Here is a 13,021-nt window from a genome sequence, read left to right on the forward strand (position 1 = left end):
ATGAGTGCTACGGGTGCTTTTTAGCATTAAGCGCTAAGACAATTTTTGAGGTAAATATGTTACAAGCCGAACGCTATAAAATCATCTGTAGCCATGTGCAGCAGCAAGGCTCGGCGCTGGTAACTGAGTTATCTGTCTTATGCCAAGTCTCGCAAGAAACTATTCGCCGTGACCTGACGGTGCTGGAGAAAAAGCAAAAACTGATCCGTAGCTTTGGTGGCGCGGTAGCACTGGATGGCCCAGACCTATCAGTCATTGATATTAAAGAGACCCACTACAGCCTTAATGCTATTGATCGGGCCGAATCCTTCCGTAAACGTACGGAGGAACACCCTGATACTAAAATGAAAATTGCTAAAGCAGCATTACAATTTATCCATCCGGGCGACTGTATTTTACTGGATAACAGTAGCTCTTGCTGGTTTCTGGCACGCCAAATCCCAGACATTGAGATTACCGTCGTCACCAACTCAGTGAAGATTATCCAGGCACTGGCCTGCCGTGACAAAGTGCGCATCATTGGTATTGGCGGTGAGTATTCTGCCCGCCATGATGACTTCCATGGTCCGGTGGCGGAGAATGCTATCCGCAATTTCCAGATCAATACTTTTTTCTTCTCTTGCCAGGGTATTAATCAGGAAAGTGGGGTGCGTGATGGCAACGACATTAACGCCAAGTTAAAACAAGTTATGTTACAAGTCTCGGGCCAAAAAATATTATTGGCCGACTCTAGTAAATTTGACCAGTATGCATTTTGTAAAATATGCATGTTAGATGAAGTCGATATTCTTATTACTAATAGATTAAGTTCGCAAAACTATCGCAGTGACAATCCAAAATTAAATATTATTGAATCAGATAAATAACAAAATTATTCATCGGAATAATAGCGTCAACACCAGTGAAACAGTCACACAATAAGAATAAGCCAAGCTGCTTTGTTTTCTCTCTTTATATATACAAAGCAGGACGTCTTGATGCTTTCTAAAATTGTTCTTTCAGAGGATTTAATAATGAAAAAGTTAATCTTACCCTGCTTAATAACCACATTAATTACTTCCCATGCTACTTGGGCGGATGACAGTAAAGTGCCACAAAAAGCCAATAAACCATTCACTATGGGGGTAGTGGTTAAAGTGGGGGGTATTCCTTGGTTCAATGTGATGGAACAGGGCATTAAAGCAGAAGGTCAGGCTCTCGGCGTCAATGCCTGGCAAGTCGGGCCAACCACCGCAGACCCCGCCGAGCAAGTTCGTGCTATTGAAGACTTGATTGCCAAAAAAGTCGATGTGATTGGTGTGGTGCCAAATGATGCCAAAGTGCTGGAGCCAGTGCTGAAACGGGCGCAGGAAGCAGGCATTAAAGTCATTACTCACGAATCACCAGGCCAAATCAATGCCGACTGGGACTTTGAGCTATTAGACACCCAAAGCATGGGCGCTAACCATATGAAAGATATGGCGCAATGCATGGGTGAGGAAGGCAAATATGCCATGTTTGTCGGTAGTTTGACTGTGCCACTGGTGAATGAGTGGGCCGATGCCGCCATTGCTTATCAAAAAGCACATTATCCAAAAATGCTCCTGGTTGAAGACCGTTTCGGCGTTGCTGAGTCGGTGGATGACTCCATGCGTACCGCCAATGACTTGCTCTCTAAACATAAAGATCTAAAAGGTATTATGTCCTTCGGTTCACAAGGTCCGATTGGCGCTGGCCGCGCGATTGATAAACGTAAGAAAAACGACACCACCTGCGTATTCGGTACCTTTACTCCGGGTCAAGGTATCAAGCTGTTAGAGAAAGGTGCGATTGATGGCGGTTATATTTCCAATCCAATGGTGGCCGGTAAGGTATTCGTGCAGGTAGCCACCGCCATGATGAACGGCGAGCCAATTAAAGACGGCGTCAAACTGGGCGATATGGGTGAAATCAAAACCAAGGGGAATACCATCCTCAGTGATAACCCGGAAAAACTGGATGTAGAAAACACCAAGCGTCTGGTCAAACTTGGTCTGTAAACACAATCCAAACTAAAAAACAGCGCCGGGCACTGCTCGGTGCTTATTTCGGCCCGCAGTATTGAGGCCGTTTTCCGGGGAACAGCACTATGACTAATATTTCTGATGCTGATAAAGGAGTGCCGCTTATCACGCTAAAAGAGCTATCAAAAAGCTTTGGCGGACATCAGGCACTCAAAAATATCACTCTGACGTTGAATAAAGGTGAAGTGCACTGTTTAGCTGGGGCCAATGGCTGTGGCAAAAGTACGCTGATAAAAACCATCAGTGGTGTGTATGCCCCTGATGACGGTAGTGAAATTATTATCGACGATAAATCGTACCCGCGTTTAACCCCTGATCGCGCTCGCGATTTGGGGGTGCAGGTTATCTATCAAGACTTGTCGCTGTTCCCTAACCTGACGGTGGCGGAAAACATTGCTTTCGAATACAACCTGAAAGGTTACTTCGGTTGGTTTAGCAAAACCAAACTCAAACAGAAAGCTTGCCAGGTTTTACAAGAGTTGGCCTTTACCATCGACCCCGATGCGCTGGTACAAAACTTACCTATTGCTCAACGTCAGCAGGTTGCTATTTGTCGCGCATTGGTTGCTGATGCCCGTTTGGTGATTATGGATGAGCCAACTGCGTCTCTCACCCGAACAGAAGTGAATCAGTTGCTGCGCACGGTGAATTACCTGCGCGACAAGAACATCACCGTGGTGTTTGTCAGCCACCGGTTGGATGAAGTGAAAGAGATTTCGGACCGAATTACCGTCATTCGTGATGGCGAGAAAGTGGGAACCTGGCCGGCAAGCACTCTTTCCGTGGGGCGGATTACCGAGCTGATGACCGGTTTAACCATTACCCATGAGCAGAAATTACCGAATGCCGAACTGGGCAAAGTGGTATTGCAGTTAGATAAGCTCAGCCGCAAAGGGCAGTTTGAGAATATTTCCTTTAGTCTGCATCGCGGTGAGGTGCTAGGGCTTTGTGGCTTGCTCGGGTCCGGGCGCACAGAACTGGCGTTGAGTCTATTTGGCATCACCCACCCTGATAGCGGCGAGATTGCTATTGATGGCAAACCGGTTCACATCAAAGATAATACCCGCGCCATCGAGCTGGGGATTGGTTACGTCTCTGAAGACCGCCTGACACTCGGCGCCGTGCTACCGCAATCGGTCGCCGACAACATGATGCTGTCAATATTGCAACGTATTCGCACCCCGCTCTACCTACTTGATGAAACGAAAAAAGCGGCGCTGGTGCAGGAATGGGTAAAAGATTTAGACATTAAAGTCACCAACCCCGATAACCCACTGTCAACCTTATCCGGCGGTAATCAGCAAAAAGTGGTGCTGGCCAAATGGATTCTGACCAAACCGAAAGTACTGATTCTTGACTCCCCTACCGTGGGCGTCGATATCGGTGCGAAAGACAGTATTTACAAGCTAATTCACCGCCTATCAGGTGTCGGTATTTCGGTACTGCTTATCTCCGACGAAGTGCCAGAAGCCTATTACAACTGTGATCGCATCCTGCATATGAAACAGGGGCGCATCGTCAATGAATTGATCCCGAATCAAATGACTGAGCAACAGCTTGCGGAGGCCATCAATGCCTAATATCAGCAGACTCAAACCGCAATCCGTTGAAGGGTGGCTAGCCTGGGTTATCGTCATTATGCTGGCCCTGTTCTCCCTGCTTAGCAGTGAGTTTCTGTCCATTCAAAACCTGCTGGATCTGACGGAAAGCTATGCCGTCACCGGCGTCTTTGCCCTCGGGCTTTTTGTAGTACTGGTGACCGGCGGTATCGATATTTCCTTTGCTGCCGTGGCCTCGGTGGTGCAATACGTGGTGGCATCACTGCTACTCAATGACGTGATTGCCAGCCCGCTATTGTGCCTGGTTATCGCTATCTCCATCGGCGTGTTGCTCGGTTTCGTTAATGCGATACTGATTTACTATCTAAATATCGTTTCCATCATTATCACCATCAGTATGCAATCGGTACTGTTTGGCATCCTGATGTGGATAACCAACGGCCACAGTATTTATGACTTGCCGGACTGGTGGATAACCCAGCGATCCATTCTGCCCTTTAGCGTTGATGGCGAGAGTTACCAAATTGGCTTGCCGCTGGTCATTATGCTCGCTATTGCCCTACTCACCTGGCTGCTACTGAATAAAACTCATATTGGTCGTCAATTATATGCCGTCGGCGGTAGCCCTGAATCTGCGCGCCGTATCGGTATTCGCGTGTCACTGCTTTATCTGTTCGCCTATGGCTATTTAGGGGCAACGGCAGCAATCGGTGGCATGTTGCAGACCTACCGAATGAGTGAGGTGGTACCAAGTGCACTGGTGGGCGGCGAGTTGGATGTTCTGGCCGCAGCCGTGTTAGGGGGTGCCAGTTTGTCCGGTGGGCGCGGCTCGGTGGTTGGCACACTGATGGGCGTCTTCCTCATTGGTATTCTGAAAAATGGCCTCAACCTGATCGGCGTTTCCAGTTACTTCGTCAACATTGTGATTGGCGTAGTGATCGTCGCCGCCATTTGCGTCACCCATTACAAGAAACGCAAAGAAACTGATGTTGGCTTTGTCTGACAGGGGCTTTTTATGAAAAAGAACACGTTTTTCCATATCGACGGCACCATCTCCGGCTTACTGAGTATTTGCTGTCTGGCAACACTGGCTTTCAGTCTGGCTATGCCCGGTCACTTCTTTACCACGAACACCTTTTTGAGCATCGCTTTCCAATTGCCGGAGTTAGGGCTGCTGACCTTTGCCATGTTTGTGCCGATGCTCAGCGGCGGGCTAAATCTGTCCATCATCGGCACAGCTAACCTCACCGGCCTGTTTATGGCCTGGTTGCTTATTCAATATGTTCCGGCGGATGCCAGCACCGCGACACAATTGATGTGGCTGGTGATTGCCCTGTTGGGGGCGGCGCTGATTGCCGTCATTATCGGCACGCTAACCGGGCTGATGATCGCTCGCATCGGCGCGCACCCGATTCTGGTGACATTGGGCAGCATGACCATTATTAGCGGGATCGGTGTTTATCTGACCAAAGGGGCCGCACTCAGTGGTATGCCGCCCATTGTGCGCAGCATGGGATCAGAGGTGGTGATGGGCATCCCTATCCCGATGATTATTTTTGTCGTCGCCTCACTGCTGTTGGCACTGATATTAGGTAAAACACGGCTAGGTAAAACCATCTATATGTGCGGCAGCAATATCAACGCCACCTGGTTCAGTGGTATCCGTACTGACCGCGTGATGATTGCTATCTACTCCATCTCCAGCCTGTTATGTGTGTTAGCCGGCCTGATTATGATGTCGCGTTTTAACTCAGCACGCATGGGATATGGCGACTCTTATCTGTTACTGACCGTGTTGGCTATCGTGCTGGGTGGGACCAATCCGTTCGGCGGAGTAGGGAAAGTTAGCCATGTGTTTTGTGCACTACTGGTATTGCAGGTCATCGCCACCGGCCTGAGCCTACTGGGTGTCAGCCTGCACTTCAATCTGGCGGTTTGGGGGATCACGCTTATCTTCGCGCTGGCCTTTAAGTTCTTCAAAGAGAAATGGAAAGCCAAACGTGCCATGAAAAATAACCGATTGAAAAATTTCAGTAAGATGGCCATAGGGAAAACAGAATAATGCGAATTCACCCATTAGGAATCTATGAAAAAGCACTACCTGTGGGCACCAGTTGGGTTGAAAAGCTGGCGGTAGCAAAGTCCTGCGGTTTCGACTTTGTCGAGATGTCGGTTGATGAAAGCGACGAGCGGCTGGCCCGGTTAAATTGGAGCCGCGAGGAGCGCATGGCAGTTATTAGCGCTATCCAGCAAACCGGGGTGAGAATTCCAACACTGTGCCTGTCGGCACATCGCCGCTATCCCTTTGGCAGCCGTGATGCTGCCACCCGTGAGCAAGCACACACTATCATGTTGCAAGCCATCCGGCTGGCGCAAGATCTGGGTATTCGCACCATTCAACTGGCGGGTTATGACGTTTATTACGAGCCACAAGACAGCGAAACCATCCGCCGTTTTGAACAAGGTATGGCATGGGCAGCACAGCAGGCAGCGGCGGCACAAGTGATGTGTGCGGTAGAGATCATGGACACACAGTTTATGAATTCCATCAGCAAGTGGAAGGCGTTGGACCGCAAAATTGGCTCGCCGTGGTTTACCGTGTATCCCGACATTGGCAACCTCACCGCGTGGGGCAATGAAGTGGATACTGAACTGGCAAGTGGCATTGACCGAATTGCGGCTATCCATCTGAAAGATACTTTTGCCGTCACCACAGATTGCCCTGGTCAGTTTCGTGATGTGCCCTTCGGTGAAGGCTGTGTCGACTTTGTTAGTCTGTTTAAAACCCTGCGGCGTCTGAACTATCGCGGCACCTTTCTGATTGAAATGTGGACCGAGAAATCAGCCGAACCGTTGCTAGACATCATCCATGCCCGCCACTGGATTGAAGACAAAATGCGGCTGGCTGGTTGGGGTAACGATACCTTACCGGCTGCATGCTAAGGAGCCATAATGAGCCACTATTTTCTCGGCATTGACCTTGGCGGCACGGTAACCAAGGCCGGGATTTATACCGCCGAAGGGTGCGAAATTGCGGTTACAGAGCAGGCTTTGCCGGTGCTTAGCCCACAGGTAGGGTTTTGTGAGCGCAATATGGAAGCACTATGGGCGGCGACTTGCCAGGTTATCCGCCAGACCCTCAATAATGCGCAGGCGGTGGCTGGTGTGGCGGCCGAGCAAATTCACGGCATCAGCTTCTCTGCTCACGGTAAAGGATTGTATTTGGTAGATAAACAGGGCCAACCGGTGCGCCATGGCATTGTTTCTTCCGATTCCCGCGCGCAAACTTTGGTTAGCCGCTGGCAAAAAGAAGGCAAAGCAAACCAAGCTTATGCACTCAGCCTACAACAACTGTGGCCATCCCATCCGGCAGCCCTACTGCGTTGGCTTAAAGAGAACGAACCGGAAAACTATCACCGCAGCGGTTATGTGTTAATGGCACATGACTATATCCGCTATCGCCTGACAGGCGAGTTCACCATTGAAGAGACTAATATCTCTGGCAGTAATCTTTATAACCAATACAGCGGCAATTTTGATCCGCAACTGATGAAGATATTCGCCATTGAGGAAGTCGCCGAGAAAACCGCACCGATTATTGGCTCTGCGGATCTGGCAGGCTATGTCAGTCAACAGGCGGCACAGGCCTGTGGCTTAAGACCCGGTATTGCGGTATACGGTGGTATGTTTGATGTAGTCGGTGCGGCGTTAACCTCCGGCTTGCATGATAGCCACCAGCTCAGTGCTGTGGCAGGAACCTGGTCAATAGCTACCCGGGTATTCGAAGGCGTACAGCCATCTGACTACCCTTATGTGTGGGGGAAATATTGCATCCCCGGTACCTACTTTGTTCACGAAGGCAGCCCAACCTCCGCCAGTAATCTGGCGTGGTTTGTACAGCAATTCCTACCAGATTTGCCCGACAGCTATCAAACACTCAATCAATGGGCTGAGTTGGGTTATGCGAAGTCGGAAGATTTGCTGTTTTTCCCGTGGCTATACGGCTCCAATTACAGTGCCAATCTTAGCGGCGGTCTGTTAGGGCTGAGCGGGCACCATACTCGCCAGGATATTGTTTACGCGATTTATCAGGGGATTGTTTTTTCGCATCTGTTGCATCAGGACCAGATTCTGGCGCTGGGCGATAACACCGACTGCATCCGTTTCAGCGGCGGCCCCACTCACTCGGCCATCTGGATGCAAATGTTTTGTGATGCCAGTAATTTGCCATTAGAAATTGTCGATATTCAGCAATCCGGTTGCCGGGCTGCGGCCCTATGTGCGGCAGTGGGAAGCGGCTATTATCGCGGTTTTGAGGACGCCATCACTGCCAGCCCGCCGCCTATCACTCGCCTGCTACCCAATGCTGAAAAACACCAGATATTGAGAACGCGTTTTGACAAGTTTAAGTGCATTGCCGAGGCGTTAAGCAGAGTCATGTAGTTGCATCACAGGCAGAATTTAGTGAAAAACACAATAACATCATCAAGTTATAGCCAAAATAATTGGAGTTACAGGTAGGCAGCAAGAAAGCGAATCCCGATGAGCTGACATAAGTCAGTGATTCGGGTGAGTGAACGTAGCTAACACTCCGGCAGCTTCAAGTATGAAGGATATAATAGTGTCCCACCATCATCCTGCCAGAACCATCGATAAGTGCGGAAAATGAGATCCACCCTTTATAAAGAGGGTGGGGCCGTCGCCTCGCACTGACAATCTATAGTAAGATCATCGCCAAAGTCATGTCCCCAAAGAGATTAGAGTGGTAGGTAGGCGGCAAGTGAGCGCCGCTAACAATCTTGCTACTTCAAGTTCGAAGGGGAAAGTAAAAATATATCGGCTTGGCTTACTAACGCTTGTTTCTGTTATCGAACGCTTTCGCTAACTGATGTTGAATGTGAGAAAAATATGTCAAACAAACCGTTCCACTATCAGGATCCCTTCCCGTTAAAGGAAGATGATACTGAGTATTACCTTGTCAGTAATAATCACGTCTCGGTTACCCAGTTTGAAGGCCACGACATGCTAAAAGTCGAGCCAGAAGCCCTGACCCTCCTCGCCCAACACGCTTTCCACGACGCCTCATTCCTGCTACGCCCCGCTCACCAAAAGCAAGTTGCCGCTATTTTGGATGACCCAGAAGCGAGCGAAAATGACAAATATGTTGCCCTGCAATTCCTGCGTAATTCGGAAATTTCCGCCAAAGGGATTTTACCGACCTGTCAGGATACCGGCACCGCAATTATCGTCGGCAAAAAAGGCCAACGTGTTTGGACCGGTGGCAATGACGCAGAAGCCCTGTCACGCGGCGTGTATAACACCTTTATTGAAGATAACCTGCGCTACTCGCAAAACGCGGCGCTGGATATGTACCAAGAAGTGAACACCGGCACCAACCTGCCAGCACAAATTGACCTGTACAGCACTGAAGGCGAGGACTACAAATTCCTGTTCGTCACCAAAGGTGGTGGCTCAGCCAACAAGACCTATCTGTATCAGGAAACCAAGGCGCTGCTGTCTCCGGGCAAGCTGAAAGAGTATCTGGTCGAGAAAATGCGCACCTTGGGTACCGCGGCCTGCCCGCCATACCATATCGCCTTTGTGATTGGTGGGACGTCGGCTGAAAGTACCCTCAAAACCGTCAAATTAGCCTCAACCAAATATTATGATGGTCTGCCGACTGAAGGGAATGAGCACGGGCAAGCTTTCCGTGATACCGCGCTGGAACAAGAGCTACTGGAAGCGGCACAGGACTTAGGTTTAGGCGCGCAGTTCGGCGGCAAATACTTTGCTCATGATGTGCGGGTGGTGCGTTTGCCGCGTCATGGTGCATCCTGCCCTGTCGGGATGGGGGTCTCCTGCTCTGCCGACCGTAATATTAAAGGCAAGATTAACCGCAAAGGGATTTGGCTGGAAAGGCTAGAGCAAAACCCAGGGAAATATATTCCTGAGCATTTGCGCCAGAGCACCGAAGGCAAAGTGGTTAAAATCGACCTTAACCGCCCAATGGCCGATATCTTAAAAGAGCTGTCTCAGTATCCGGTATCAACCCGCCTGTCACTGAGTGGGACGATTATTGTTGGCCGTGATATTGCCCATGCAAAATTAAAAGAACGGTTGGATAACGGTGAAGGTTTGCCGCAATACATTAAAGATCATCCGATCTACTACGCCGGGCCGGCCAAAACGCCAGAAGGTTATGCATCAGGCTCCCTCGGGCCAACCACCGCGGGCCGCATGGATTCCTACGTGGACCTCCTGCAATCCCACGGCGGCAGCATGATCATGCTGGCAAAAGGCAACCGTAGCCAGCAAGTGACCGATGCCTGTCACAAACACGGCGGCTTCTATTTGGGCAGCATTGGCGGCCCAGCCGCAGTATTGGCACAAAACAGCATTAAGAGTCTGGAGTGTGTGGAATATCCTGAACTGGGTATGGAAGCCATCTGGAAAATTGAAGTGGAAGACTTCCCAGCCTTTATCTTGGTAGATGATAAAGGTAATGATTTCTTCCAACAGATCCAGGCATCAAGATGTAACCGCTGCGGTTAACATTAAAATCCAACCTCGGTGGTTTCGCCGGGGTTGGATTTATTACAAATAAAAAGTTTACAAATAAAAAATTTACAGATAAAAAGCAGATAAAATTTCGAATAGTTTTTAAGCACCCCACTGGTGCAATTTATTAACCTCCGCCATTCTCTTCACTATGCTCTACATGGATAATCTCGCCATTTTGCTTTTCATCATCCACAGTTAGCGCCCCCCACCAGCCCCAAACGAATGAACCATTTACGTGCAACGTAAAGCCCTGATTTAGTGCAACGAATTTCAATTTTACTATTTGATTTTTATTGGAAATTCTTCGTTGACAATAACTCTGATTACTTTTTATAGTGACCCTGACTTCTCCGCAAGAACGCCAACGTTGTCGGCTTGTGGTTATGGCAATAGAGCCCTCGCAATGTCATCTGACTTTGCCGGGCTTTTTTTTTGGCTTTTTTTCAGACCCACTTTTTTAACCAATATCAGGGGTACTTATGTCCAGAATAAAACGGTCAAGAATAAAATGTCATTACGCTGCGCTCTCAATCGCGCTGGCAACTGCATTTGCCGTGACCTACTCAGGTATGACGATCGCGGCAGAAAAACCGGTGAAAATTGGTTTATTGGAAGATGCTTCCGGTAACTTTGCTTTGCCGGTTATTCCCAAAATTCATGCTACAGAACTGGCAGTAGAAGAAATCAATGCCAAAGGCGGCATACTCGGACGCCCAATCGAGTTGGTCAAATACGATACGCAATCCGATAACACCCGCTTTCAACAAATGGCTCGCCGCTTAATTAAAAATGACAAAGTAGATGTGATATTCGGGGCGTTTTCCAGTGCCTCACGCGAAGCTATCCGCCCGATAATGGACCGTGAAAAGCAGCTCTACTGGTATAACAATCAGTATGAAGGCGGCGTGTGTGACTCCAATGTTTTCGTCACCGGCGCCGTGCCTGAACAGCAGTTCTCAACCCTGATCCCATGGATGATGGAGAAGTACGGCAAAAAAGTTTACACCATTGCTGCCGACTATAACTTCGGGCAAATCTCGGCTGAATGGGTACGCAAAATTGTGGAAGAGAATGGCGGCACCATGGTGGGTGAGGAGTTTATTCCGCTGAGTGTTTCGCAATTTGGTCAAACCATTCAGAACATCCAGAAAGCCAAACCTGATTTCGTGATGACTTTGCTGGTCGGAGCGAACCAATCTTCTTATTACGAGCAACAAGCCGCAGCAAAATTGAACTTGCCGATGGGGAGTTCAGTTAACGTCGGCCAAGCTTATGAGCACAAACGCTTTAAAGCCCCGGCACTGAAAGATATGTATATCACGGCTAACTACATTGAAGAGGTGGATAGCCCCGCCAGTAATGATTTCAAACAGCGTTTTCACGCCAAATTCCCGAATGAACCGTACATCAATCAGGAAGCGGCCAATGCCTACGACGCAGTTTATCTGTACAAAGCGGCGGTAGAAAAAGCGGGCAGCACCGATATGGACGCGGTGCGTAAATCACTGGAAAGTGGTGATATCTGTACCGATGGCCCTTCAGGAAAAGTCTGTATCGATCCGAAAAGCCATCATTTGAGCCACACCATCTATCTGGCTCATGTCAAAGATGACCACTCAATCGAGATCCCGAAAGTGTGGGCCGATATCAAACCGTATTGGTTGGGTGAGGCCGGTTGTAACTTGCCGGTGAAACCGGATAACAGCCAATACACACCATCATCTCCGCCGAAAAAGGCCTAAACCACGCTAATGACAAAGCTATTGATAGCTTGGTGAGTGAAGGGGGGACCACACCTCGGGGCGCTCCGATGGCTTACGCACTTGTATTTGAAACTAAGAGCGATCCCAGCGGCACGTTTCCCCTTCATTTGACTTTGTCAGCAGTTTGAACGGGCTATTTTATAGGGAAGTCGCCGCTTGAGCGGGCTTCCCTGTGTTATCCATTTTCAATAGTGTCAATCAGGACACCAGGGATTGCCAAACGATGTTAACGCTATCCTTTCTCTATTCGGTGATTTATCAGTTTGGCGATAACTTCGCCTATCTGGTGCTGGCAGCACTAGGGCTGGCGGTTATTTTTGGCATGATGGGCGTGATAAATCTGGCACATGGCGAATTCATTATGTGTGGTGCTTATGTCACCATCCTGATGAACAAAGCAGGCTTGCCACTGCCTTTTGCCATGCTCGCCGGTACCTTAGCGGCGGCGTTCTTCGGCGGGGTGGTCGAGCGCCTTGTGGTGCGCCATCTCTATGGCCGTTTGTATGATTCGGTGGTGGCGACGTGGGCTATCAGCCTGATTGTGCAGCAAAGTATGTTGCTGATCGCCGGTCCATCACTGGAGGGATTGTCTACGCCTTTCGGCTCTTTCACCCTTGGCGAATACTCGTTTGCCACTTACCGCGCATTACTGCCCTTTTTCGCCATTGCCATATTAATGGTGCTCTATTGGCTGTTCTTCCACACCAATTACGGCGTCTGTGCCAGAGCTACCATTCAAAACGCCCGCATGGCCTCCTGCCTGGGGTTAGAAACTGATCGTATTTATACCCTGACATTCGCGCTGGGCGCAGGGCTGGCGGGGCTCGCAGGGGCCATTTATGCCCCGACGCTAACCGCCGTACCCACCATGGGCAGCAGCTTTATTGTTCAAGCCTTTGTTTCGGTAGTGGTCGGTGGCGCCAATGTACTTGTTGGCACCATTCCTGCAGCGATTGCCTTAGGTGCGATACAAACCGGGCTGAACTCCTGGTATGGGCAACTGGCGGGGCAAATTGGCTTACTGGTCACCGCTGTCTTGGTTATCCGCTTACTGCCTAACGGTATTGGCAGCCTGTTTACCCGTAACCGCTAGGAG

The 13,021-nt window shown here is 49.4% G+C and carries 10 protein-coding genes; all 10 read left to right on the forward strand.

Annotation, left to right across the window (positions count from 1 at the left end; all coding sequences use genetic code 11):
• The first annotated feature begins 56 nt into the window (after positions 1–56).
• Complete coding sequence (locus V1953_RS16845; RefSeq protein ID WP_005181936.1) at positions 57–866, forward strand: DeoR/GlpR family DNA-binding transcription regulator; 810 nt, start codon at positions 57–59, stop codon at positions 864–866.
• A gap of 147 nt (positions 867–1,013) precedes the next feature.
• Complete coding sequence (locus V1953_RS16850) at positions 1,014–2,018, forward strand: substrate-binding domain-containing protein (RefSeq protein ID WP_442848101.1); 1,005 nt, start codon at positions 1,014–1,016, stop codon at positions 2,016–2,018.
• Between the two features lie 89 nt (positions 2,019–2,107).
• Entirely contained in the window at positions 2,108–3,622 is a 1,515-nt protein-coding gene (locus V1953_RS16855; protein WP_420073705.1) for a sugar ABC transporter ATP-binding protein, read from the forward strand.
• The gene (locus tag V1953_RS16860; protein ID WP_083160301.1) at positions 3,615–4,604 is read left to right on the forward strand and encodes an ABC transporter permease; all 990 of its coding nucleotides are present in this window, start codon (positions 3,615–3,617) and stop codon (positions 4,602–4,604) included. The genes V1953_RS16855 and V1953_RS16860 overlap by 8 nt, the downstream gene beginning before the upstream one ends.
• Before the next feature lie 12 nt (positions 4,605–4,616).
• The gene (locus tag V1953_RS16865; RefSeq protein WP_083160303.1) at positions 4,617–5,663 is read left to right on the forward strand and encodes an ABC transporter permease; all 1,047 of its coding nucleotides are present in this window, start codon (positions 4,617–4,619) and stop codon (positions 5,661–5,663) included.
• A complete protein-coding gene (locus V1953_RS16870; protein WP_083160305.1) occupies positions 5,663–6,544 on the forward strand; it encodes an L-ribulose-5-phosphate 3-epimerase in 882 nt (293 codons plus the stop codon). The genes V1953_RS16865 and V1953_RS16870 overlap by 1 nt, the downstream gene beginning before the upstream one ends.
• Positions 6,545–6,553: 9 nt before the next feature.
• Entirely contained in the window at positions 6,554–8,044 is a 1,491-nt protein-coding gene (locus tag V1953_RS16875) for an FGGY-family carbohydrate kinase (protein ID WP_442851143.1), read from the forward strand.
• 465 nt (positions 8,045–8,509) lie between these two features.
• Entirely contained in the window at positions 8,510–10,153 is a 1,644-nt protein-coding gene (gene fumA / locus V1953_RS16880) for a class I fumarate hydratase FumA (protein ID WP_083160309.1), read from the forward strand.
• A 584-nt stretch (positions 10,154–10,737) separates the two neighbouring features.
• Positions 10,738–11,904, forward strand: coding sequence for an urea ABC transporter substrate-binding protein (locus V1953_RS16885; protein WP_019080392.1), 1,167 nt, complete (start codon positions 10,738–10,740; stop codon positions 11,902–11,904).
• Positions 11,905–12,148: 244 nt separating this feature from the next.
• A complete protein-coding gene (locus V1953_RS16890; RefSeq protein ID WP_005181910.1) occupies positions 12,149–13,018 on the forward strand; it encodes an ABC transporter permease subunit in 870 nt (289 codons plus the stop codon).
• The last annotated feature ends 3 nt before the right edge of the window (positions 13,019–13,021 follow it).

Source organism: Yersinia sp. 2541 StPb PI, assembly GCF_052217145.1.
GTDB classification, from domain to species: Bacteria; Pseudomonadota; Gammaproteobacteria; order Enterobacterales; family Enterobacteriaceae; genus Yersinia; species Yersinia enterocolitica_E.

Bases quoted from the DNA above. Each gene is read 5' to 3' on its own strand.
- V1953_RS16845 (WP_005181936.1), top strand. From the start codon at position 57: ATGTTACAAGCCGAACGCTATAAAATCATCTGTAGCCATGTGCAGCAG.
- V1953_RS16850 (WP_442848101.1), top strand. From the start codon at position 1,014: ATGAAAAAGTTAATCTTACCCTGCTTAATAACCACATTAATTACTTCC.
- V1953_RS16855 (WP_420073705.1), top strand. From the start codon at position 2,108: ATGACTAATATTTCTGATGCTGATAAAGGAGTGCCGCTTATCACGCTA.
- V1953_RS16860 (WP_083160301.1), top strand. From the start codon at position 3,615: ATGCCTAATATCAGCAGACTCAAACCGCAATCCGTTGAAGGGTGGCTA.
- V1953_RS16865 (WP_083160303.1), top strand. From the start codon at position 4,617: ATGAAAAAGAACACGTTTTTCCATATCGACGGCACCATCTCCGGCTTA.
- V1953_RS16870 (WP_083160305.1), top strand. From the start codon at position 5,663: ATGCGAATTCACCCATTAGGAATCTATGAAAAAGCACTACCTGTGGGC.
- V1953_RS16875 (WP_442851143.1), top strand. From the start codon at position 6,554: ATGAGCCACTATTTTCTCGGCATTGACCTTGGCGGCACGGTAACCAAG.
- fumA (WP_083160309.1), top strand. From the start codon at position 8,510: ATGTCAAACAAACCGTTCCACTATCAGGATCCCTTCCCGTTAAAGGAA.
- V1953_RS16890 (WP_005181910.1), top strand. From the start codon at position 12,149: ATGTTAACGCTATCCTTTCTCTATTCGGTGATTTATCAGTTTGGCGAT.